This is a genomic window from Sphingobium aquiterrae, from assembly GCF_037154135.1.
Classification (GTDB): domain Bacteria; phylum Pseudomonadota; class Alphaproteobacteria; order Sphingomonadales; family Sphingomonadaceae; genus Sphingobium; species Sphingobium aquiterrae.
In genome coordinates this window covers 161,092-184,753 of record NZ_JBANFL010000003.1, presented here as the reverse complement: position 1 = coordinate 184,753, position 23,662 = coordinate 161,092, and the positions used below count along the sequence as shown (strand labels likewise).

Annotated in this window: 20 protein-coding genes; 9 read left to right on the top strand and 11 right to left on the bottom strand. The window is 65.2% G+C overall.

The window, feature by feature from the left end:
* Position 1: 1 nt before the first annotated feature.
* The 4 genes from gcvH (at position 2) to WFP78_RS04775 (ending at position 5,868) form a co-directional block, all read left to right on the top strand.
* Positions 2–373: a glycine cleavage system protein GcvH gene (gcvH, locus tag WFP78_RS04790; protein WP_336959243.1), complete on the top strand. Its 372-nt coding sequence runs from the start codon at positions 2–4 to the stop codon at positions 371–373.
* A gap of 57 nt (positions 374–430) precedes the next feature.
* Positions 431–1,789, top strand: a complete 1,359-nt coding sequence (gene gcvPA / locus WFP78_RS04785; protein WP_336959241.1) for an aminomethyl-transferring glycine dehydrogenase subunit GcvPA — start codon at positions 431–433, stop codon at positions 1,787–1,789.
* Positions 1,786–3,354 carry an aminomethyl-transferring glycine dehydrogenase subunit GcvPB gene (gcvPB, locus tag WFP78_RS04780; protein ID WP_336959239.1) on the top strand — a complete coding sequence of 523 codons (1,569 nt, stop codon included), beginning with the start codon at positions 1,786–1,788 and terminating at the stop codon, positions 3,352–3,354. Before gcvPA ends, gcvPB begins: the two co-directional genes overlap by 4 nt.
* A 252-nt stretch (positions 3,355–3,606) precedes the next feature.
* Positions 3,607–5,868: an EAL domain-containing protein gene (locus WFP78_RS04775; RefSeq protein ID WP_336959236.1), complete on the top strand. Its 2,262-nt coding sequence runs from the start codon at positions 3,607–3,609 to the stop codon at positions 5,866–5,868.
* A 322-nt stretch (positions 5,869–6,190) separates the two neighbouring features.
* Here the strand turns inward: WFP78_RS04775 and WFP78_RS04770 are convergent, their stop codons facing one another.
* The 10 genes from WFP78_RS04770 to WFP78_RS04725 all read right to left on the bottom strand — a co-directional run bounded on the left by WFP78_RS04770 (position 6,191) and on the right by WFP78_RS04725 (position 16,281).
* Positions 6,191–7,159 (bottom strand): DMT family transporter, encoded by a 969-nt coding sequence (locus WFP78_RS04770; RefSeq protein WP_419722918.1) that lies wholly within the window; start codon positions 7,157–7,159, stop codon positions 6,191–6,193.
* A gap of 74 nt (positions 7,160–7,233) precedes the next feature.
* Positions 7,234–8,052, bottom strand: coding sequence for a class I SAM-dependent methyltransferase (locus WFP78_RS04765; protein WP_336959234.1), 819 nt, complete (start codon positions 8,050–8,052; stop codon positions 7,234–7,236).
* Positions 8,053–8,215: 163 nt separating this feature from the next.
* The gene (locus WFP78_RS04760; protein WP_336959232.1) at positions 8,216–9,736 is read right to left on the bottom strand and encodes a TadA family conjugal transfer-associated ATPase; all 1,521 of its coding nucleotides are present in this window, start codon (positions 9,734–9,736) and stop codon (positions 8,216–8,218) included.
* 393 nt (positions 9,737–10,129) lie between these two features.
* Entirely contained in the window at positions 10,130–10,384 is a 255-nt protein-coding gene (locus WFP78_RS04755; RefSeq protein WP_336959230.1) for an ATP synthase F1 subunit epsilon, read from the bottom strand.
* A 4-nt stretch (positions 10,385–10,388) separates the two neighbouring features.
* A complete protein-coding gene (locus WFP78_RS04750) occupies positions 10,389–10,946 on the bottom strand; it encodes a hypothetical protein (RefSeq protein ID WP_336959228.1) in 558 nt (185 codons plus the stop codon).
* Between the two features lie 30 nt (positions 10,947–10,976).
* Positions 10,977–12,422, bottom strand: coding sequence for a F0F1 ATP synthase subunit beta (gene atpD, locus WFP78_RS04745; RefSeq protein ID WP_336959226.1), 1,446 nt, complete (start codon positions 12,420–12,422; stop codon positions 10,977–10,979).
* A gap of 98 nt (positions 12,423–12,520) precedes the next feature.
* On the bottom strand, positions 12,521–13,405 hold the full coding sequence (locus WFP78_RS04740; RefSeq protein WP_336959224.1) for a F0F1 ATP synthase subunit gamma: 885 nt from the start codon (positions 13,403–13,405) through the stop codon (positions 12,521–12,523).
* Between the two features lie 3 nt (positions 13,406–13,408).
* Positions 13,409–14,032, bottom strand: a complete 624-nt coding sequence (locus WFP78_RS04735; RefSeq protein WP_336959222.1) for a LysE family translocator — start codon at positions 14,030–14,032, stop codon at positions 13,409–13,411.
* 130 nt (positions 14,033–14,162) lie between these two features.
* Complete coding sequence (gene atpA / locus WFP78_RS04730) at positions 14,163–15,692, bottom strand: F0F1 ATP synthase subunit alpha (RefSeq protein ID WP_336959220.1); 1,530 nt, start codon at positions 15,690–15,692, stop codon at positions 14,163–14,165.
* A 34-nt stretch (positions 15,693–15,726) separates the two neighbouring features.
* On the bottom strand, positions 15,727–16,281 hold the full coding sequence (locus tag WFP78_RS04725) for a F0F1 ATP synthase subunit delta (RefSeq protein WP_336959218.1): 555 nt from the start codon (positions 16,279–16,281) through the stop codon (positions 15,727–15,729).
* A 338-nt stretch (positions 16,282–16,619) separates the two neighbouring features.
* Between WFP78_RS04725 and WFP78_RS04720 the strand changes: the two genes are divergently transcribed.
* Positions 16,620–18,371, top strand: coding sequence for a methyl-accepting chemotaxis protein (locus tag WFP78_RS04720; RefSeq protein WP_336959216.1), 1,752 nt, complete (start codon positions 16,620–16,622; stop codon positions 18,369–18,371).
* A 34-nt stretch (positions 18,372–18,405) separates the two neighbouring features.
* On the opposite strand, the gene WFP78_RS04715 is transcribed toward WFP78_RS04720, so the two are convergent.
* Positions 18,406–19,962: a S1C family serine protease gene (locus WFP78_RS04715; protein WP_336959214.1), complete on the bottom strand. Its 1,557-nt coding sequence runs from the start codon at positions 19,960–19,962 to the stop codon at positions 18,406–18,408.
* A 135-nt stretch (positions 19,963–20,097) separates the two neighbouring features.
* On the opposite strand from WFP78_RS04715, the gene ada reads away from it, so the two are divergent.
* The 4 genes from ada to yfiB all read left to right on the top strand — a co-directional run bounded on the left by ada (position 20,098) and on the right by yfiB (position 23,650).
* Positions 20,098–21,192 carry a bifunctional DNA-binding transcriptional regulator/O6-methylguanine-DNA methyltransferase Ada gene (gene ada, locus WFP78_RS04710; RefSeq protein WP_419722917.1) on the top strand — a complete coding sequence of 365 codons (1,095 nt, stop codon included), beginning with the start codon at positions 20,098–20,100 and terminating at the stop codon, positions 21,190–21,192.
* Positions 21,193–21,384: 192 nt separating this feature from the next.
* Positions 21,385–21,924, top strand: a complete 540-nt coding sequence (gene yfiR / locus WFP78_RS04705) for a regulatory sequestration protein YfiR (protein ID WP_336959212.1) — start codon at positions 21,385–21,387, stop codon at positions 21,922–21,924.
* Positions 21,921–23,129, top strand: coding sequence for a diguanylate cyclase DgcN/YfiN (dgcN, locus tag WFP78_RS04700; RefSeq protein ID WP_336959210.1), 1,209 nt, complete (start codon positions 21,921–21,923; stop codon positions 23,127–23,129). The genes yfiR and dgcN overlap by 4 nt, the downstream gene beginning before the upstream one ends.
* 32 nt (positions 23,130–23,161) lie before the next feature.
* Positions 23,162–23,650 carry an outer membrane lipoprotein YfiB gene (gene yfiB, locus WFP78_RS04695; protein WP_336959207.1) on the top strand — a complete coding sequence of 163 codons (489 nt, stop codon included), beginning with the start codon at positions 23,162–23,164 and terminating at the stop codon, positions 23,648–23,650.
* Positions 23,651–23,662 lie beyond the last annotated feature (12 nt).

The following is a 23,662-nucleotide window of genomic DNA, read 5'->3' as shown; positions in this document are numbered from 1 at the left end:
TATGAGCCGTTATTTCACCGACGAACATGAGTGGATCGATGTGGAGGGCGACATCGCCACCGTCGGCATCACCAACTATGCCCAGGAACAGCTGGGCGACATCGTGTTTGTCGAACTGCCCGCCGAAGGCGTGACCTTCAGCAAGGGCGACGATGCCGCCGTGGTCGAATCCGTGAAGGCCGCATCCGACGTCTATGCTCCGGTATCGGGCGAGATCGTCGAGGCGAATGCCGCGCTGGAGGGCGAACCCGCGCTGGTCAACTCCGATCCGGAAGAGGAAGGCTGGTTCTTCAAGCTCCGCCTGACCGACCCCGCCGAACTGGAAGGCCTGATGAACGAGGCTGCCTACGAGGCTTTTGTCGCCGGCCTTTGACCGCGACCGTTGCGTAAATCTCCCCGTCATTCGTTTTGACGGGAAGAAAGGATCAAGATGCGTTACCTTCCCCTGACCGATCCCGACCGGAATGCCATGCTCTCCGTCATCGGTGCCGGTTCTGTCGATGACCTGTTTGCCGATGTGCCCGCCGAGGCACGCCTGACCGCAAAGATCGCCGGCCTTCCCGACCATGCCACGGAACTGGCGGTGGAACGGCATATGGGCCGGCTCGCCGCGCAGAATATGGCGGCGGGCGCCGTGCCCTTTTTCCTGGGGGCGGGGGCCTATCGCCACCATGTGCCCTCGTCGGTCGACCATCTGATCCAGCGCGGCGAATTCCTCACCGCCTACACGCCCTATCAGCCGGAAATCGCCCAAGGGACGCTTCAGGTCCTGTTCGAATTCCAGACGCAGGTGGCCCGGCTGCTCGGCTGCGATGTCGCCAATGCCTCCATGTATGACGGCTCGACCGCCTGCTGGGAGGCGATCGTCATGGCCCGGCGCATCAGCCGCCGCAGCAAGGCACTGATTTCCGGTGGCGTGCATCCGCATTATGTCTCCGTCTGCAACACCATGGCCAGGTTCACCGGTGACACGCTGGTCTACAAGGCACCGGAACTGGCGGCGACGGGCGACGAAGCCGCGCTGCTGGCCGCGATCGACGGCGAGACGAGCTGTGTCGTCGTGCAATATCCCGACATCCTTGGCCGCGTCACCGACCTGACGGCGCTGGCCGCCAGGGCGCATGAAGCCGGCGCGCTGCTGATCGCGGTCGTGACCGAGCCGGTGGCGCTGGGCGCGCTGGTGCCGCCGGGTGAGATGGGCGCGGACATCGTCGTGGGCGAGGGGCAGTCGCTGGGCGTCGGCCTGCAATTTGGTGGCCCATATCTGGGTCTCTTCGGTTGCAAGCAGAAATATGTGCGGCAGATGCCGGGCCGCCTGTGCGGTGAAACCGTCGATGCCGAGGGCAAGCGCGGCTTCGTGCTGACGCTTTCCACCCGTGAGCAGCATATCCGCCGCGAAAAGGCGACATCGAATATCTGCACCAACTCCGGCCTTTGCGCGCTGGCGTTCAGCATCCACATGACCCTGCTGGGCGAAGCCGGGCTGCGCGGTCTTGCGGAGCTGAACCACGCGTTGGCGGTGCAGGCGGCGGATCGTCTGGCGCAGGTGCCCGGCGTCACGCTGCTCAACGATACATTCTTCAACGAATTCACCCTCGTCATCGACGGCGATGCCCGCGATGTCGCCCGCACGCTGGCCGACCGCCAGATCCTGGGCGGCGTGTCGCTCGGGCGGCTGTTCCCGGATGCGCCGCACCTGGCCTCCGGCCTGGTCGTCGCCGTCACGGAGACGGCGACCGCAGAGGATGTCGAAGCGTTGGCCGCTGCGCTTGAGGAGGTGCTGGCATGAACATGTTCAAGGAAGACCGGCCCACCGCGCCCGCGCCCGTCGCCCATGAGGGCAAGCCCACCATCACCGGCAACAAGGCGCTGATGCTGGAAGAAGCGCTGATCTTCGAGATCGGCTCGACCTCGACCACGGGCGTCGACCTGGCCGCTGCGCCGCAGGTGACGAGCCGTCTGGGCGGCCTGCAACGACGTCGCCCGATCGGGCTGCCGGGCCTGTCGGAGCCGGAGACGGTGCGCCATTATACCCGCCTGTCGCGGCAGAATTACGCCATCGACCTGGGCGTCTTCCCGCTCGGCTCCTGCACGATGAAGCACAATCCGCGCCTGAATGAAAAGGTTGCGCGGATGGCGGGCTTTGCCGATCTCCACCCGCTGCAGCCGGTGTCGACCGTGCAGGGCGCGCTGGCCGTGATCCATGAACTGGCGCACTGGCTGATCACGCTGACCGGCATGCACAGCGTGGCGATGAGCCCGAAGGCGGGCGCGCATGGCGAACTGTGCGGGTTGCTGACCATCCGGGCCGCGCTCCAGGCGCGGGGCGATGCGCGCTCGGTGGTGCTGGTGCCCGAAAGCGCCCATGGCACGAACCCGGCGACGGCGGCCTTCTGCGGCTATGCAGTGGAGAATATCCCCGCCAATGCCGATGGCCGGGTCGACCTGGCGGCGCTGGAAGCGCGGCTGGGGCCGGATGTCGCGGCGGTGATGATCACCAATCCCAACACCTGCGGCCTCTTTGAGCGCGACATGAAGAAGATCGCCGATGCAGTGCATGCCGCCGGCGCCTTCGTCTATTGCGACGGCGCGAACTTCAACGCCATTGTCGGCCGGGTGCGCCCGGGCGATCTGGGCGTCGATGCGATGCACATCAACCTGCACAAGACTTTCTCCACCCCGCATGGCGGCGGCGGTCCGGGCTCGGGGCCGGTGGTGTTGTCGGAAGCGCTCTCGCCTTATGCGCCGCTGCCGTTCGTCGCACGCCATGCCGATGGCCATTTCGCGCTGATCGAGGAAGAGACGGCGGGCGAGGAGCATCCCGGCGCCTTTGGCCGCATGGTCGCCTTCCATGGCCAGATGGGCATGTTCACGCGCGCGCTCGCCTATATCCTCAGCCATGGCGCCGATGGTCTGCGCCAAGTGTCGGGCGATGCGGTGCTGAACGCCAACTACATCCTGCGCAGCCTGGAGGACGTGCTGGACGCGCCCTTTGCCGCTTCCGGCCCGTGCATGCATGAAGCGCTGTTCAGCGACAAGGGACTGGCCGAGGGCTTCACCACCCTCGACATCGCCAAGGGGCTTATCGACGAGGGTTATCACCCGATGACGATGTATTTCCCGCTGGTCGTCCATGGCGCGATGCTGGTCGAGCCGACCGAAACGGAAAGCAAGGCTGCCCTCGATCAGTTCATCATGGCGCTGCGCAGCCTGGCCGAGCGTGCAACGGCCGGTGACGAGGTGCTGAAGGGCGCGCCCTATCATGCGCCGCGCCGCCGGTTGGATGAGACGCTGGCCGCGCGCAAGCCCGTTCTGGTCTGGACGGAGCCCGCGCTCGCGCAGGCGGCCGAATAGCCGATCCACGGCTGCGCTTGTCGCATCCGGCAAAAAATTCATGGCGGCAGCATCGACCGATGCTGCCGCCATATGTTTGTAATCTCTCGGAAAATGATACGCCCCGGTCGGCGTTCGCTCCGCCCCGGTGCGATGTTTGCGAATTGCTAACGCTTTAATCTTATTGCATCCGCGGAGGCATAGTAAATGCACCTGGCGGGCGCACGCAGATCAGTGTTGAGATCATGGATAAGCAGACACAGGTTTCTGCTTGTGCTGACGCTCATCACCATGCTGTTCGGCCTTCTCGAAATGGGAACGCCGGTCGACCTTTCCCTGCGCGTGCTGCGCAACAAGCTGCGCGCCCATGATGCCAGCGGCCAGATTGTTCTTGTCGGCATCGATGACAAGGCGCTGCTGCGCGAAGGGCCATGGCCCTGGAAACGCGCCCGGCTTGCCGAACTGACCGATGACCTGTTTGCGGCAGGTGCAAAGCGCGTCTTTTTCAATCTGCCGCTGCAGGCTGGCGATGCCAAGGATGATGGGCAATTTGTGCGGGCGGTGAGCCGTTATCCCGGCCGCATCTTTGTTGGCATCAATGTCGAGCCGCAGAATCTCGGAGCCAATCGTCCCGTCGCGCCGATGGCCGCGCTTGACGGCAAGGTGACGCAGGTCAGCGCCGTTCGATGGATTCGTGGATACTGGAATGGCGTTGAGGATGTTCCCTATCGTCGGCGACTGGGTGGGCGTGAACTGGCCGCGATCGATTCCGCCCTCGCAAATGTCTACGGCGGGACGAATGAGAAATTCCCGATTGACTATGCAATTCGCAGTGCATCGGTGCCCTATGTCAGTGCGTCAGATATCTCCGCCGCGCCCGGTCAGTCGCGTACCCTGTCTGGCAAGGATGTCCTCGTAGGCTTCAATACGCAGGCGCTTGCTGCTCCTGTCATGATTCTGGGGCAGCAGCGTTCATCGCTCAATGCCGCCATCGTCCTGGGTGCGGAGACTTTGAAAGCCGGCCGGCCGATAATGGCGGGCTGGTTGCCGCCCTTCCTATTGGCGCTGATTGCTGCGTCGGCAACGTTGTATGGCAAGCGGCGCTTGTCGCGATTGGGCGGCGTTGTGGCGCTTGTGGCGCTGCTCATCCTCCCGGTATTCCTCGAAACGCTTCATGTCTTTGTCGATATTTCGCCAGCCCTGATCCTGCTGCTCGCCGCGATGATTCGGGCGGCCTGGCAACGCTTTGGCGCGGAACAAAGGGACGCCGGCACGATCAATCCGGTCTCGGGCCTGTTTACGACCAATGCCATCCGTCATGATGACGGCCTGGACCGCCGCTTGCTGATCGCCGCCCGGATTCGTCGCTTCGCCGAAGTCGTCAGCACCTTGCCGCCCCATGCGGAACAGGCCTGGACAAAGCAGATCGTCACCCGTCTGGAATTCGGTGCCGGCGGCGCGCAGCTTCTGCATGGCGACGACGGCAATTTCTTCTGGCTGGCCGATGCCGCTGATTTCGATCTGATGGTCGAGCAGTTCGAGGCATTGCATGTGCTGTTCCGCAATCCGATCAGGGTCGAGGACAAGAGCTTCGACGTCGATATTTCCTTCGGCCTGGATCGTGAATTCGGAATGCCCCTGTCGCATCGGCTGATCAGCGCGCTGGCCGCCGCCCATGCGGCGAGCACGGACGGCATCTGCTGGAAACTGCACGATCCTGCCGCTGCCGGGGCCAAGGAATGGTCTCTCTCGCTGCTGGGGGAACTGGATCAGGCGATCCTCGCCCAGCGCGTCTGGGTCGCCTATCAGCCCAAATATGACCTGACCACCCGGCGCATCATCGGCGCCGAGGCGCTGGTGCGCTGGACCCATGAGACACGCGGCCCCATCAGCCCGCAGGAATTTGTCGAGATGGCCGAACGCCATGGGCGCATCGGCAAGTTGACGGCCTTTGTGCTGGATGAGGCATTGTCGCTGGTTTCCAGGATTTTGTTGCTCGATCCCGGCTTCAAGATCGCCGTCAATATCTCGCCCAGCCTGCTGAGCGATGAGCGCATCTTCGAAATGGTCATGCAGGCGATTGAGCGCCATGGCGTGCCATCCCATTGCCTGATCCTGGAAGTGACGGAAACGGCCGCGATCGCCGAGGCGGAGATGGCGCAGACATTGCTGCGCCAGTTCAAGGCCCATGGCGTTGGCCTGTCGATCGACGACTATGGCACTGGCCTCTCCACTTTGGAGTATTTGCGCAAGATTCCGGCCAGCGAACTGAAGATCGATCGGCGCTTCACCGCGGAACTCTGTTCCAGCCCGGCGGACCAGGTCGTGATGAAATCGACGATCCAGCTGGCGCACGCCCTGGGCATGACGGCAGTGGCCGAAGGCATTGAAACGGCGGAGGCGCTCTATCTGCTGGCCAGCATGGGTTGCGATATCGGCCAGGGTTTCCATCTGGCCCGGCCGATGGGGGCAGCGGACATCATGGGGATGCTGACCCCCGCTGCCAGAGGGGATGAGAAGGTTGCTTATGGTTAAGAGGTTGTAACCTTTAGCAGTTAATGATAGCTCAACCATTAGCCCGGCTGTGCCGGTCGGGCTCAATATGGGGTGCTATCATGCGGAAAAACACCGTACTCGCTGGTCGCAATAAGCGTCCGCAGCCGACCAAAGGTTTTTGGGACTGGCTTTTCGGCGGCGACTGGGGCTGAGTTTTCAGCCATTTTAGCTGTTTAGGAAAAGCCCCTTTCGAGGGGCTTTTCTTTTGTTAACCTTATCCCAAAGCCTGGTTAATGCTATCCACCATCGCCCCTCCGGCGCTGGACCGTTGCGCGAATCGGCCCAACCGAATCGGATATGATTAACCCTTCACCCGCTGTGCCGGATGCGCCTGATGGCGCAGGCGGGTCCGTCTGATGCGCAGATGTTCGCGCAGGGCGATGTAGAGGCCGCTGGCGACAATGAAGGTCGCACCGATGAAGGTCGTCACCAGTGGCCAGTCGTTCCAGATCAGCCACCCCAGGATCGTCGACCAGATGATCGTGCTGTAATCCATGGGCAGCACCACCGAGACCGGCGCCCAGCGCAGGGCGCCCGTCATGCAGAGCTGCGCTATGCCGCCGGACAGCCCCATCAGGACGAGCAGCGCCCAGGTGGCGGTGTCATGCGGCTGGGCATAGAAGATCATGAGCACCGATAGCGGCGGCACGGAGAGGAAGGTGAACCAGAAGACCGTGACGGCGGCCCCCTCCGTGCGGCCAAGCTCACGCAGCAGGATGCTAATCAGCGCGGTGACGACGGCGCCGGTCAATGCCACGGCGACGCCGATCAGGGGGAAATGCCCGGAATCGGGGCGGGTCATGATGATGACGCCCAGAAAGCCCATAATCACCGCGCTCCAGCGATGGATGCCTGTCCGTTCCCGCAGGATCAGCGCCGACAGGATCGTGCCGAAGATCGGCATGGTGAACCCGATGGTGGTCGCTTCCGTCAGCGGCAGCAGGATATAGGAGCCGAAATTCAGGATCATGCCGAACAGGCCCAGCGCGGTCCGGCTGCTGTGGGTGCCGATCCGGCTGGTGCGAACGGCGCCGGGGCCATCGGTAAAGGCGATCCAGGCGAACACCATCGGCAGTGCCAGCGCCTGCCGATAGAATAATGTCTCGACCAGATTGACGCCCCAGCCGTTCAGCAGCTTGGCGGACGCGAACATGATGGAGATGGAGAACATGGCGAGCAGCCGCAGCCCGATCGCCATGAAGGGGCGCTCTTCCCGGGCGAGGGGCGCATGGGCGGGGGCGGGAGGCGCCGGCTCCGCCTCCGATGTCATCGAAGATCGTTCCACGCTGCCCGCTTTAGCCGCTTTGCCGCACTGCGCAATCGGTGGCGCAGCACGGATCGGCATTATCTCCCGGCTTTTGTGAACCGCAGCGTCATGCGATCGCTCTCGCCAATGGCCAGATAGCGATCCCGGTCCACGACGCCCTTGCGCAGGGTCGGCGGCAGTGTCCACACGCCGTCCGGCCAGTCGGCCGTATCCTTGGGATTGGCGTTGATTTCCGATGCACCGGCATAGGTGAAGCCGGCGGCCTCCGCGATGCGCCGTACCGTCGATGTTTTCAGATAGCCGCTGTTCTTTTCCACGGCGGTATCGCGATCTTCCGGCAACCGGTGATCGACGATGCCCAGCGTGCCGCCGGGCTTCAGCACATCGTAAAATGCCTTGAACTGCGCGGCTTCCGTGCCGCCCATCACCATATTGTGGATGTTGCGGAAGGTGACGACGAGGTCGGCGCTACCGGCCGGGATGACCGTCTGCGGCGCCGTCCACGGGACCAGCTTCACCTTGCCATAGGTGGCGGGATCGGCGTCCAGCTTGGCTTTCAGGCTGTCAAAGCCGCGGCCGGGGGCCTGGGCGGCATAAAACACGCCCTTGTCCTTCAGCAGCGGCGCCAGGATCTCCGTATACCATCCGCCGGCCGGGGAATATTCGATCACCGTCTGGCCTGGCTTGACGCCGAAGAAGCGCAGCGTCTCGGCAGGATGGCGATAGTTGTCGCGCGCGGCATTGGCCGGTGTCCGTGTCGGCGCGGCCACGGCTCTAGCGATGGCGTCCTTTGCCGTTGCCGGCGATTCGGCGTCGGCGCGCAGCGCCAGCGCGGGAATGGCGATGGCACTGATGCCGAAGATCAGCGCCGTATAGAGGACGGTCGGTGAGCGCATGACGTCTGCATCCCTGAAGAGTGACCCGCTATGGGCGTGCGACGAGGATGAAGCCTGATGCCGGTTCGCGCAAGCCGCATGTCGACAGGCGACGCTGGCGGGTCGACAAAGGGATGGCGATGGCAGGTGGTCCCTTGAACCCCTGACACCGATCTGCCTGCGATCAGAGGCAGGCTTCCAGGAACGGCTGGTCGAAGCCGAAGCCGCGGGCCTTTTCCAGCGTATAGGGGCGCAGGCCCATCGAGCGATATTCGCCGATGATCTTTCCGTTCTCGTCCTCGGAAATATATTCGAACTTGAACAGTTCCTGGGTGACGATCACGTCGCCCTCCATGCCGATCACTTCGGTGACGTTGGTCACGCGGCGCGAACCGTCGCGCAGGCGCTTCACCTGCACGATGAGGTCGACGGAGTCGGCGATCTGCTTGGAAATCGCTTCCTTCGGGATCTTGATGTCGCCCATCAGGATCATGTTCTCCATGCGGCCCAGGCATTCGCGTGGGGAGTTGGAGTGGAGCGTACACATGGAGCCGTCATGGCCGGTGTTCATCGCGGCGAGCAGGTCGAAACATTCCGCGCCACGAATTTCGCCCAGGATGATGCGGTCTGGCCGCATACGCAGCGCGTTCTTCACAAGATCGCCGATGGTGATCGCGCCTTGCCCTTCCAGATTGGCGGGCCGGGTTTCCAGCGGCAGCCAATGGGGCTGTTGCAGCCGCAGCTCGGCCGCGTCCTCGATGGTCAGCACGCGCTCGCCCGGGTCGATCATCTTCGAGAGGGCGTTGAGCATCGTCGTCTTACCCGAGCCGGTGCCGCCCGAAATGACGATGTTGAAGCGGCAGGCGCCGGCGATCTTCAATGCCGTACACATCTTCTGGTTCATCGCGCCCCATTGGGCCAGATTGTCCAGCGTGATCGGCTTGGCGGAGAATTTACGGATGGAGATGGCGGTGCCGCGCAGCGAGAGCGGCGGCACGATCACGTTGACGCGGCTGCCGTCGGGCAGGCGGGCGTCGGCCAGCGGTGTCGTCTGGTCGACACGGCGGCCGACCTTGTTCACGATCCGCTGGGCGATCTGGAACAGATGCTCCTCGTCGCGGAAATGGATGGGCGCGATCTGCAGCTTGCCCTTTTTTTCGACATAGGTCTGCTCGGGGCCGTTGACCATGATGTCGGTGATTTCCGGATCGCTCAGCAATTCTTCGAGCGGGCCAAGGCCAAGAAGTTCGTCGACCAGCACCTTTTCCAGCGCGAACTGCTCGCGGCGGTTGAGCGTCAGCTTCAGCTCGGCCAGCACTTCCATGATGATCGGGCGGAATTCCTCGGCCAGCTCATCCTTGGTCAGCGTCGCGGCGGCTTCCGGGTCGACACGCTCCAGCAGGCGCGGCAGCACCTGTTCCTTGATCTTGTGGACGGAAACTTCGAAACCCTGCGGCTCGTTGCCGATGCTGTGATCGGTATTGGCGCGATCGGACAGGCGGGCCATCGCGTCGGCATTACGCTGTTCCTGCGGTGAGATGACGGCCAGCGGATCGATCGGCGCCACGCTTTCGATCGGCGGAAACTGCTCGCCACCCGGCGCTTCGTTCTCCCTGGGGGCAGGCTTGCCGCCATGCATCGGACGCGCCACGCCAAAGGCCGGCTTGATGCCGCTGGTTCCGTTCTTCCGTCCGAATGCGCTCATGGTTCCCCGCCGAATTCCCGCGGCAGACTGGATAAAGCCCGCCGAATATTTCATGGCCAGAACTGGTGAATAGGCCGGAAACTTTGACAAAAGGCTAATGTTGCGCGGGTGCCTAGGCCATTATGCGGGGACATAAGGCGATAAAGGGAAGGGGCGGCAGCGCCCGTTCACGATGCCACGGCTTCGCGCGGCCGGATATTGCATGACAGTTTCGCTGGCCGGCAGGCGAACCTCGGCGTGGATCGCAAAAAGCGCGCGAGCTTTGCGATGCCCTGTATCGACAGAGGAGAGAGGCGCGCCGCGACGCGGCATTGTGAGCGCGCGCCGATCTGGCCGGATCGTGGAGATGAAGGCGCAATCGGATGGCCTTCATCCCGGGGTTTGAAAAGGCCCTCAGCCCGCCTTTTCGGCGAGGACCGTCAGGCCCTTTTCATTCACTTCGGCAAAGCCGCCCTCGACGGGGACGATCTCCGGCGCGGCGCCCGCGCTGGTGAAGATCTGGATGGCGCCGTCGCGCACGGTCGACATGAAGGGCGCATGGCCTTCCAGCACGCCGAAATCGCCGTCCATGCCGGGGACCACGACCATGTGGACGCTCTCGGAGCGCACCAGCTTTTCAGGGGTCACGAGTTCAAAGTGCAGTGCCATGTCTTTACTGAGCCTTTGCTGTGTCGAGCGCGACCGTCATAATCATCTGGATACCCTTGCCCTCTTGCCAGACAATGTTGGGTCCATCCAGCATCACGACCATGTGTCCGCCCGGCCGTTGCGCATTGAGCACGAACAAGTCGCGCATGAGATTTCCGTTCATGCCGGATCGGGTCTTGTCGAACGTCCAGCCATTAGTGCCCCTCAGCTTGTCAGCCCAGAGGCTGCGCGCCGTCAGCGACAGTGGGGTATCTGCAACAGTCACCTTACAGGCAGGTACAGTCGCAGATGCCGCCATCCACATCTTACCTTCTGTTGTGGATATCGAAGCATAAAGGCCCTGGGTGCCGAATAGCCTGCTGGCCATACCAAGAACGTCGGCCGGTGGCGCTTTGTCCAACTTAACCCCGACTTCGTCCAGTGCCTTGCTATTCTTCGCTGTCAGATAGTCCTTTTGCGTCAGTTGCAAAGCGCAAGCGCGAAAGGCAACTTCGATCCGATCCGCCAGCAGCTGGCCCGGCTTGGCGGCAATGGCTGGCGAAGCTGCCTGCAGCAGCGCCATGCCAAAGACCGCCAAGCCGGCCACGTCTGCTTAAGCCGCTTCGGCCGCCAGCTTCTTGGCCTTCTCGACCGCTTCGTCGATGCCGCCGACCATGTAGAAGGCGTTTTCGGGCAGGTGGTCATATTCGCCGTCGACCACGGCCTTGAACGATTTCACCGTGTCTTCGATCTGGACGAACTTGCCGCTGATGCCGGTGAAGACCTCTGCCACATGGAAGGGCTGGCTGAGGAACTTCTGGATCTTGCGGGCGCGGGCGACGGTCAGCTTGTCCTCTTCCGACAGCTCGTCCATGCCCAGAATGGCGATGATGTCCTGCAGCGACTTGTACTTCTGCAGGATCGACTGGACGGCGCGGGCGGTGTCGTAATGCTCCTGGCCTACGGTGCGCGGCTCCAGCACGCGGCTGGTGGAGTCGAGCGGGTCGACCGCCGGATAGATGCCCAGTTCCGAGATTGCGCGGTTGAGCACGGTCGTCGCGTCAAGATGCGCGAAGGACGTGGCCGGCGCCGGATCGGTAAGATCGTCCGCGGGAACGTACACGGCCTGAACCGAGGTGATCGATCCCTTGTTGGTCGACGTGATGCGCTCCTGCAGCTGGCCCATGTCGGTCGACAGGGTCGGCTGATAGCCCACGGCCGAAGGAATGCGGCCGAGCAGGGCGGACACTTCGGCGCCCGCCTGGGTGAAGCGGAAGATGTTGTCCACGAAGAACAGCACGTCCTGGCCTTCGACGTCGCGGAAATATTCCGCGATGGTGAGGCCGGAGAGGGCGACGCGGGCACGGGCGCCCGGCGGCTCGTTCATCTGGCCATAGACCAGCGCCACCTTGGAACCTTCGGAGATTGCGTTGCCATCGGCGTCCTTGGCGATGACGCCGGCATCGAGGAATTCGTGATACAGGTCGTTACCCTCGCGGGTCCGCTCGCCGACGCCCGCGAACACGGAGGTGCCGCCATGGCCCTTCGCGATGTTGTTGATGAGTTCCTGAATGAGCACGGTCTTGCCCACGCCCGCGCCGCCGAACAGGCCGATCTTGCCGCCCTTGGCATAGGGGGCGAGAAGGTCGATCACCTTGATGCCGGTGACGAGGATGGAGCTGTCGGTCGACTGGTCGATGAACTCCGGCGCCTTGGCGTGGATCGGCGACTTCATGTCGGTGCCGATCGGGCCGCGCTCGTCGATCGGCTCGCCGATGACGTTGAGGATGCGGCCGAGGGTCGCGGGGCCGACGGGCACGCTGATCTGCGCGCCGGTGTCGGTCACTTCCTGCCCGCGGGTGAGCCCGTCGGTCGAGTCCATCGCGATGGTGCGGACGGTGTTCTCACCCAGATGCTGGGCGACTTCGAGGACCAGGCGCTGGCCGTTGTTGCTGGTCTCCAGCGCCGAGAGGATGAAAGGGAGCGCATCGGGGAAGGTCACGTCGACGACAGCGCCGATGACCTGCGAGATGCGGCCTACATTGTTGGTGGTTGCCATGACTGTCTACCTTCTGCCTTCTTCGTCTGTCGTGCTCCTGCGAAAGCAGGAGCCCAGGCCCCGAGGTTCCTACTTCCGCAGGAGCACGAGGCGTTGATTTACAGCGCTTCCGCGCCCGAAATAATCTCGACCAGTTCCGTGGTGATCGCGGCCTGGCGGCTGCGGTTATACTGGATGGTCAGTTTGTTGATGAGGTCGCCGGCATTGCGGGTCGCATTGTCCATGGCGGTCATCGAGGCGCCCTGTTCGGACGCGTTGTTTTCCAGCAGCGCCTTGAACAGCTGGATCGAGATGTTGCGGGGCAACAGGTCGTCCAGGATCGCTTCCTCGCTCGGCTCATATTCCACCGTCGCGCCGATGGCGTTGCGGTCGGCATCGTCCGGGATCTTGACGGGGATGATCTGCTGTTCGGTCGGAATCTGCGCCAGCGCCGACTTGAAGCGCGAGTAGAACAGATGCGCCATGTCGAACTTGCCATCCAGATACATGGCGGACAGTTCCCTGGCGATCGCCTGCGCCTGCGAGAAGCCGGGTTCCTTGAGGCCGGTCGTGTCATATTGCGCCACGATCATGCCGGGATAGGTGCGGTTGATCACCGGACGGCCCTTGCGGCCGATCAGGTAGAATTTCACCGTCTTGCCCTCGGCGATCAGCGCATCGGCCTTGATGCGCGCGGCCTTGACGATATTGGCGTTGAATGCGCCGGCAAGGCCACGGTCGGAGTTGGCGACGACCAGCAGGTGGACCTGATCCTTGCCGGTGCCCGCGAGCAGCGGGGAGGCGCCTTCGCCGGAGCCGCCCGCGATCTTCGACGCAAGGCTGGCGACCACGGCTTCCAGCCGGCTGGAATAGGGGCGGGCGGCTTCGGCCGCGGCCTGCGCCTTGCGCAGCTTCGCGGCGGCAACCATCTGCTTCGCCTTGGTGATCTTCTGGGTCGACTTGACCGACCCGATCCTGATCTTGAGTTCCTTGAGGCTAGCCATTCTCTATGCGTTCCGTGCCAGGGCCAGACGACCCGCGAGACCAAAAAAACCGACGCCCATGGCGCCTTCGAACCAGCGCATCGCGCCGCTCTGCCCGACCCTGCGGCCGGCATGGGTGGCGAGCATCGCCAGCGTCACGCACCACAGGAAACCCAGGGCATAGACGATCGCGATCAGCAGCACGCCCTGCAGCGGCGCCTGCGGCCCGGTGCCCACGAACTGGGGCAGGGCGGCAAGGAAGAAGATCGCCACCTTCGGGTTCAGCACGGTGCTCACGAAGCCCTGGGCAAAGGGCGACCCCCCGATCCGCATCTTCGCTTCCCGCGCCGGTCCCGGCCGGATCGCGCCGCGCAGCATCTGCAGGCCCAGCCAGGCGAGGTAGATCGCGCCGGCGATCTTCACCGCCATGAACATGCCGGGCACCGCATTGAGCACGCTCAGGAAGCCGAAGCCGCAGAGCGCCATGTAGAACAGGCCGCCCAGCTGGATGCCGCCGATCGCCGCCATGCCCGCCCGCAAACCGCGCCGCGCCGCGTGACCGGCCACCAGCATGGTGTCCGGTCCCGGAAGCAGCACCAGGCCGATCGCCATGATCGTCCAGGCAAGAAGGGAATGTGCGGTCAGCATTATCGCAGCTTCGTTCTTCCTTTTTTCCGTCATCCCTGCGGAAGCGGGGATCCATCTCCCTTGCGTTGCGTCTGAACGCTCGGTCAGGAGATGGGCCCCCGCCTGCGCGGGGGTGACGGTTGCTAATAGTTCAAGCGAAGGTCTTGCCGAATGCGTCCAGCGCCGCCTTCAGCTTGGCCTTGGGCTCGTCGCCCAGATCCTTGCTGTCGCGGATCGCGCCGAGCACATCGGCATGTTCGTGACGCAGATAGGCCAGCATGGCTTCTTCGTAACGGTTCACGTCCTTGACCGGGATGCTGTCCAGATAGCCGCTGGTGCCCGCGAAGATCGACGCGGTCTGCTCTTCGAAGGGCAGCGGCGAGAACTGGGCCTGCTTCAGCAGCTCGGTCAGGCGGGCGCCGCGGTTCAGCAACTTCTGGGTCGAGGCGTCGAGGTCCGAGCCGAACTGGGCGAAGGCGGCCATTTCGCGATACTGGGCCAGTTCCAGCTTGATCGAGCCGGAGACCTTCTTCATCGCCTTGGTCTGCGCGGCGGAGCCGACGCGCGACACCGAGAGACCCACGTTGATCGCCGGGCGGATGCCCTGGTAGAACAGGTTGGTTTCAAGGAAGATCTGGCCGTCGGTGATCGAGATCACGTTGGTCGGGATATAGGCGGACACGTCGCCCGCCTGCGTCTCGATGATCGGCAGGGCGGTCAGCGAACCGGCGCCCATCGCGTCCGACATCTTGGCCGCGCGCTCCAGCAGGCGGCTGTGCAGGTAGAACACGTCGCCCGGATAGGCTTCGCGGCCCGGGGGACGACGCAGCAGCAGCGACATCTGGCGATAGGCGACGGCCTGCTTGGAAAGATCGTCATATACGATGACGGCATGCATGCCGTTGTCGCGGAAGAACTCGCCCATGGTCACGCCGGTATAGGGCGCGAGATACTGCAGCGGCGCGGGCTCGGAAGCGGTCGCGGCGACGACGATGGAATATTCCATCGCGCCATTTTCTTCGAGCTGCTTGACGATCTGCGCCACGGTCGAGCGCTTCTGGCCGATCGCGACATAGATGCAATAGAGCTTCTTGCCCTCGTCGTCGCCGGCGTTCACGCCCTTCTGGTTGATGAAGGTGTCGATGGCGACGGCGGTCTTGCCGGTCTGGCGGTCGCCGATGATCAGCTCGCGCTGGCCGCGGCCGACGGGGACGAGGGCGTCGATCGCCTTGAGGCCGGTCTGCACGGGCTCATGCACCGACTTGCGGGGGATGATGCCCGGCGCCTTCACTTCCACGCGCTTGCGCTCGGTATACTGGATCGGCCCCTTGCCGTCGATCGGGTTGCCCAGGCCGTCCACGACGCGGCCCAGCAGGCCCTTGCCCACGGGCACGTCGACGATGGTGCCCGTGCGCTTGACGGTGTCGCCTTCCTTGATCTCGCTGTCCGAGCCGAAGATCACGACGCCGACATTGTCGGCTTCCAGGTTGAGCGCCATGCCCTGCACGCCATTGGCGAACTCGACCATTTCGCCCGCCTGGACGTTGTCGAGGCCATGGACGCGGGCGATGCCGTCGCCCACGGTCAGCACGGTGCCGACTTCGCTCACCTGTGCTTCGGTGCCGAAATTGGCGATCTGGTCCTTGATGACCTTTGAGATTTCTGCGGCGTTGATATCCATGTTCAGCCTTTCGTCGGACCTTTTTTAGGGGCCTTCAGCCCTTCATAGCATGGGCGAGAGTATTCAAACGGGTACGGATGGAGTTGTCGATCATCTGGCTGCCGATCTTGACGACCAGCCCGCCCAGGATCGCGGGATCGACCTTCGCCTCGATCGCGACATCGCGGCCGACGCGCGCCCGCAGGCTCTTCTGCAGGGCGGTGATCTGGGTCTTGGACAGCGGATGGGCGGACACCACCTCCGCGCGGGTCTCGCCCCGGTGATTCGAAAGCAGCGTCTCATAGGCGCGGATGACCGCGGGCAGCTGGGAGAGGCGGCGGTTCTGGGCGAGCACGCCCAGGAAATTGCCGGTCAGCACGTCCAGCTTCAGGCTGGCGGCGACGGCGGCGACCGCCTTTGTCGCGACATCGCGCCCGATCAGGGGGCTTGTTATCAAGTCCTTGAAATCGCTCGATTGTGCCAGCGCGATTTTCAGCGTGGCAAGGTTTTCGCCAACTGAATCGAGCGCCTTTCCATCACGGGCCAGCGCGAACAGCGCTACTGCGTAGCGCCCGCTGAGGCTTGCCTGAATGCCGCCGCTGTTTTCCACGCGCTCCAAATCCTCCGGCTCGATGTGCTGGCCATGCGAAACGGGGGAGGGAAGTTGCCTGCCCCCCATGACATGCGGGCCGGTTAGCAGGGGGGAGGCAGGGATGCAAGGCGGCTTAAAGCATTACTTGGCAGCGTCGCATTTGTGCGGAAAAAGGGCTGCCCCCGGCCATTTTCCCCGATCGCCGCAGTCCGCAATTGTTAACGGTTACATGACAGAAATGTGACGGTTTTCCGGGGAAAATTCTGTTTTTTCTTCGCCGCCATTAACCGGTTTTTATGTCCGAACTGCGAGTGATCGCCCGGCATTACGAACCTAATCGGGGCATGAATATAACCATGATCGACAAGTTGGGGTGGCGCGTGGGGCAATTTCTGCGGCGCAATCGCTCGCTGGCGGGGCAGGTCCGGCTGACGGTTGCGCTGTTGTGCGCGCTGCTGCTGGTCCTCACATTATCGGTTTTTGCCGCGACTCTGGTGAATCAGGTCGGCCTGGCCCGGCTGGTGGACGGGCGGATGCAGCCGATCGGTGCGCTGCAGCGGGCGGCAAGCGGCTATGGCCGGGCCATCGGCATCGCGTACAAGGTGCGCAGCGGCAATATGACGCCCCAGGGCGGCGTGAGCGCGGTCGGATCGCTGCAGAAGGAGATCGACCGGGACTGGGCGGCCCTGGAAGGGCGAGTCCCGGCCAGCGCCGGCGGCGTGCGCTGGGCCAGCCTGCGCGACGCGCGCGGACCTGCCGACGCCGCGCTGGTGCAGCTTGTCCGCCTGCTGGAACATGATGACGAGGACGGGCTGGATTTCTTCCTTTCCGGCAATTTCTATACGCAGGTCGATCCGTTGCTGACCACGGCGCAAAGCTATGTTGTCGGGCTGCGGCGGATGGCGGAACAGGAGCAGGCCGCGCTGCAGGCGGTGGCGCTCGGCACGCAGTTGATGACCGCGCTCACGCTGATTGCCGGCATGGCCTCGGGCTTCCTGATGCTGCGCCATGCCAATCGCAACCTTGTCGGGCCGCTGGTGGAGATTGGCCACTATACCGCCGGCAACTGGGCGAGCGGGGATGCAAGCGGCGTCGTGCCGCACCATGATCGCCAGGACGAGATCGGCGAGATCGCCCGCGCCATCGCCACGGCGGCCGAGCGCGCGGCCGAGGCCCGGCGGGAAGCGGCGGCCCGCCATGAGGCCGAACGGGTCATGCTGGCCATGGAACATGATGCGGTGGAGGCGGAGAGGCGCCGCGCCGCCGCGCTCGACCTGTCCTTCACCCGTTTCGAGACCGGGCTTTCGGCACTGGTCGGCGGCCTTGCCTCGGCCGCGCAGTCGATGCGCGGCATGGCGCACCAGTTGACCACCGCATCGGCGACCTCGGCCGACATGGCCGCCACGGCCGCGGGCGATGTCGAATCGATCGCCATCACCATGACCCAGATCGAGGAGGCGAGCACCACGCTGTTCGCCATCGCCGGCGATGTCGAGACGACGATCGGCCTGGCGCGCACCCAGACGGCGAACGTCTATGCGCAGAGCCAGGAGAACCGCACCCATGTCCATGCGCTGGGCGGCCTGGTGCAAGATATCTGCGGCGCGCTGGAGTTGATCAGCGCCATCGCGCAGCAGACCAACCTGCTCGCCCTCAATGCGACGATCGAGGCAAGCCGGGCGGGCGACGCCGGGCGCGGCTTTGCCGTGGTGGCGCAGGAAATCAAGAATCTGGCGCTGCAGACCCAGGGGGCCGCCGCCGACATCGACACCCGCCTGCAGCGGATCGTCGGCACCAGCGACCGGGTGCTGACCAGCGTCTCGCTGGTGGAAGACATGGCGGCGGGCATGGAACGCAATGCCGACCGTATTGGCGAGGCGGTGGCGACGCAGAGCCACTCCAGCCGGGAAATCGCATCGGCGCTGGGCCATGCCCGGATCAGCACGCGCGATGCGGTGGGCGGCATGACCGTGCTGCAGGACCGCGCCAGTGCCGTGCGGGCGGAGGCGAACGGCCTGTTCGCGACGGCCGAGGATATTGCCTGCAAGGCGGAGGCGCTGCGCCACGAATTTGCGCGTTTCGCCGGAGAGGTGAAGCACGCGGCCTGACCGGCCCATGGCCGGCCGTGCCGTTCAACCCGTGTCAGGGTTGTTCGGCCGGATCGGGCAGTTTCCCTTTTTCGCAATGATAGACCAGCTTTTCATTGGGCTGGGAGGGCAGGAGCGCGGCGATTTCCGATTGCATCCTGGCGATCTGCTGCAATGCCGCAGGATCGCCGGTGCAGGCGCCTTCCTTGTACTTCGCCCGGATTTCATGCGCCTGGTCGAGCGTGGCGAGGTCGGCAAGATAGCGGTCGGCCGTAAAGGTGCCGGTGCCGGGGTTGAAGCGGTCGATGGTGATCGCCGCGTCTTCCTTCGGCGCCGTCAGCCGGGTCCACTGGTCGCCTTCCGGCACGAACTGCGTCGCGCCGTTCGCGCAGCCCTGTTCGGTCCAGTTGAGCGGCACGTCGCTCAGGTCCGACACGGTGATGCGGCTGCGGCCTTCGTCGATCCGGCAGATATTGTCGCCGGCGGCGACATAGCCCTGGCTCGTCCGGGTCGTCGCTTCCCCGGTGTCGGGCGTCACGATGCGGTCTTCGATGCTGGAAAAACTGGGCTTGAGGAAAAAGAACAGCAGCGCGCCCAGCAGCAGCACGCCGCCCCCGATGCCGCACCACAGCGTCTGCCGTCGCTTGCCCTGCGTATAGCCGAGCCCGGCGGCGCCCAGCGCCAGCACCGCCATGGCGAGCAGCACGGCCGCGCCCGCCATCGCGTTTTCGCGGCCGGAAATGACTTGCTGTTCGGCCGTATCGCGCGCGCGCGCCATGGCGGCGTCGCGCCGCTCGGCATTGGTGCGCTCCGTCTCGGCGCGGACGGTCGCTTCCTGCGCGGAGCGGCGGGCATCCTCTTCGGCGAGCTGCGCGCTCGACTTGCACTGCACGCTGGTGTGCATGAATTTGACCCCCGCCTGCCGCAGGAAGGACGCGATCTCGCGGTTGGACACGGCAAAGCCATATTCCGCGTCATTGCCGTCCGACACCGAACCGAAGCTGTTGAGCCCCAATATGCGCCCGCAATCGTCCACCAGTGGCCCGCCGCTGTTGCCCGCCGCCATGGGCGCTGTGTGCAATATGGTGTCGAACTGCTTGCCCGACCGGCCGGAGGAGATGTTGCCGCCGGTCTTCACCGTCGTCTGCGGCTCGATCATGTCCTTCAGGCCCAGGCCCTGCGCGCGGTCGACCGCGCCGGGATAGCCGATGGCGGTCACATGCTCGCCATCCACCACCGCGCCCGAATAGAAAGTGCCCGGCGGCAACCGCCCCTCGCGCAGCTGGATCAGCGCCAGGTCGTTGCCCGGCGAATAGGCGATGACGGTGCCGCCATAGCTCTGCCGCCCTTCGGAGGGGATGACGCCGATGACGATGTTCTTCTCGTCGCGGGTCAGCTCGACCACATGGGCGTTGGTCAGCACCTTGTCCGGCGCGACCGCGATGCCGCTGCCATGGCCGACGAAATAGGCGTCGCTGCCGTCGGTCGCGACCAGCGCCACGCGCACCACGCCGCGCGCCGCCGCGCCGACATCGGCCTGATCGGCATGGGCGCTGGCGCTCAGGCCGGCGGCAAGCAGGATGGCAAGGATGCGGCGCGGGTGCAGGATCATATCGGCGGCACTACATATGCCATGCGCTGCTTTAGGCAATCGGGAAAAGCATGGGAGGCCGTTCGCGCCCGTCCGTGGGCTTTGACAGCAAGGGGCGGGAAGCGGCAGGAGGGGCGTGCCGCTAGACAGGAAGGCATGAACCAGATGACTCATCCCCGCGTCGCCCCTGTCGACGGAAATCCGGAGGCCGGCCGGGCCATGCCCTCCGACGACGCCTGCTGGGTAGCTTTTTCGGCGCGCGACCGCGATCAGGACGGGCGCTTCGTCGGCGCGGTGCGCACGACCGGCATCTATTGCAAGCCCAGTTGCCCGGCCCGGCACCCCAGGCGCGAAAATATGGCCTTCTATCCCGATGGCGCGGCCGCCCGCGCGGCGGGCTATCGCGCCTGCCTGCGCTGCCGGCCCGATGAAGTGGGGCGGGACCGGCTGGCCGTGGACCGCGCCCTGGCCCTGATGGCACAGGCCGAAGAGCCCCTGGCGCTGGAGGCCCTGGCGGCGGGCGTCGGCTATGCCCCGCATCATTTCCATCGCCTGTTCAAGCGCGCCACCGGCATCACGCCCGCCGCCTATGCCCGCAAGCTGCGGGCCGATCGTCTGGAAGTGGCGCTGGCGACGGGGGTGAGCGTGACCGAGGCGATCTATGACGCCGGCTATAATGCGCCCAGCCGGGCCTATGCCGATGCCGAGCAACGCCTGGGCATGACGCCCAGCGCATGGAAGGATGGCGGTCGGGGCGTCACCATCCGCTATCTGGTGGCGCACAGCAGCCTTGGCCCGATGCTGATCGCCGCGACCGACCGGGGCCTGTGCCGGATCAGCTTCGACGAGGACGAGGCCGCGCTCTGCCAGCGCTTTCCGCGCGCCGACATCCGGCCCGCCGACGCGGCTTTCTCTGCCCTCGCGGCGGAAGTCGTGGCGCTCGCGGACGACCCCGCCCGCGCGGCCAACCTGCCGCTCGACGTGGCCGGCACCGCCTTCCAGCAATCGGTCTGGGAGGCTTTGCGCGCGATCCCGCCGGGCGAAACCCGCACCTACAGGCAGGTCGCGGCCGCCGTCGGCCGTCCTGAAGCGGTGCGCGCGGCGGGCACGGCCTGCGGCGGCAACAATCTTGCGGTGCTCATCCCCTGCCATCGGGTCTTGCGCAGCGACGGGAGCCTTGGCGGCTATGCCTATGGGCTGGAACGCAAGCGCGCGCTGCTCGCCCGTGAACGGGGCGACGCCGACAGGTGAAGGCCGGCGCCGTAGCGGAAGGCGATCCTTGCCTCCCCGCACGCCTCCGACCGTCGTGGCTGCAAAACGCTTCACCGTCAAGAAACGGCGTGACACGGCCGGACCGCGGTGCTTAATGGGCATTAATGGTTCACCTTCTGCGCCGCATCATGCCCGTTCGGTACGGGAACGCGGGATCGACCTGATCGAGCCATGCCCGCTTTCCTGACCTTCCCTCTCTCCGTCCTCGTCTCGACCCAGCTTGCGCTGCTGCCGGCCAGCACGCAGGTGGCCGCCGGTCCGCAGGGGCAGGGCGCCGCCGTATCCGCGATCGTCGGCGACATCATCGGCTATACACGCTGGCCCGTGCCGCCCGCGCCGGTCCGCCTCTGCCTGGCCGGCGCGCCGCATCATGCCGGGCGCCTGGGCGCCATCATGCTGCCGTCGGGGCAGGGGGTGCGCGTGCAGCAGGTCGCGGTCCCCGCGCCGGTCGAGGGTGGGGACTGCGATGTCCTCTATGTCGGCGGCCTGGATGCCCCGCATGCCCGCGCCCTGCTGGCAGGCGCGCGCGGGCGGGCCGTGCTGACCATCGCGGAGGATGACGATCGCTGCCGTGGCGGCGCCATGATCTGCCTGCATGTCGGCGCGACGTCCATCGGCTTTGAACTGAACGTCGACGCCGTGTCGCGCGGTGCCGTCAGGATTGACCCGCGCGTGCTTCGTCTGTCGCGCGGATGGGAGAAGGTGGAATGAGCCAGGGGCGGCCAACCCTGCGTCAGGTGCTGTCACGCATGCACCTGCGCGTCACGCTGTTCGCGGTCGCCATGGCCGGGCTGACGGTGCTGGCGACGGGGCTGGTCGTCATGCGCGGCTATGCCCACCAGAATCTCGAACTGATCGCCCGGTCCGCCAGCTTCGCCGTGGAGCCCGCGGTCGTCTTCAACGATCGTCAGGGCATCAAGGAGGCGCTTGTGCCCTTTGTCGGCATGGAGGGCGTGTCCGCGCTGGTGATCGCCGCGCCCGACGGCCGGGAGATCGCGCGCTGGCGCCGCCCCGGCGAGGGCTGGATCTACCGGCTGGAACAGCGTGCCGGCGAAACGCTCTGGCCGCGCCCCGTGGTCGCGCGCATCGGCCATGGCGGTGTCGTCATCGGCGAAGTGCGCGTGTCCGGCGACGCGGGCGGCATCGGCCGCTATGTGATGATGGGCCTTGTGGTCGGCCTGCTGTGCCTGCTGCTGACCGCCATCGTGACATGGTGGATCGCCCAGCGCCTGCAACGCAGCGTCACCCAGCCGCTGGGCGCCATCGCCAGTGTCGCCCATGCCGTGCGCTCCGACCAGGCGCTGGGGCTGCGCGCGCCGGAATCCGACATTGCGGAGATCGACGCGCTGGGCCGCGACTTCAACGCCTTGCTCAGCGATCTGGAACGCTGGCAGAACCGGCTGCAGAGCGAGAACAACTCGCTGGCTCATCTGGCGACGCATGACGTGTTGACCGGCCTTGCCAACCGGGTGCTGCTGGAAGCGCGACTGGAAACCGCGATCGCGACGGCGACGCCCTCCGGCACCGATTTCGTGCTGCTCTATCTCGACGCCAATCGCTTCAAGGATGTGAACGACCGTTTCGGCCATGCGGCGGGCGACGCGATGCTGATCGCCATTGCCCAGCGCATCCGCGATTGCGTGCGCCGGGGCGATCTGGCGGCGCGCGTCGGCGGCGATGAATTCGCCATCGTGGCTTCGCCGCCCGCCAGCGAGCGGGACGCCGACGCCATCATCGCGCGGCTGCGCGTGGCGATGGCGGAACCCATCCGCCTGCCGGACGGGCAGGATGTCGAATCCTCGCTCAGCATCGGCATGGCGCTGTTCCCGCGCGACGGCACCGATGCCGGAATCCTGCTGCAACGGGCGGACGAAGCCATGTACGCCGCCAAGCAGCAGCGGCACGGCAACGGTTGACGATGACAATATAGGGCAAGATGATATCCACCATGCAGCTTTCCCGATTCCTTCCCGCCTTTGCGGCCGCCGTCCTTCTCGCCGCCTGCCAGACCACCGCCGATCCCTCCGGCCTCAGCCACCGGCAGGTCGCGACCCTGCGCGCCAACGGCTTCGTCCAGACCGAGCGCGGATGGGAATTCGACGTGGGCAGCCGCGTCCTATTCGCGACCGACGAGAGCAGCCTGGTACCGGACCAGCGCGAACGGCTGAAGACCATGGCGCATACCCTGCACGCGGTGGAGATCGACGCGGCGCGCGTGGAGGGGCATACCGATGTCACCGGCAGCGACGGCTATAACGAGGCTCTGTCCCTGCGCCGCGCCCGCGCCGTCGCCGATGCGCTGATCGAAGGCGGCATGGCCCAGAATGGCGTCGTGCCCACCGGCCTTGGCGCCCGCGACCCGGTGGAAAGCAACGCAACCGCACAGGGCCGCCACGAAAATCGCCGGGTGGTGATCATCGTGGGTGGTCAATCGTAACCGGTGGCATGA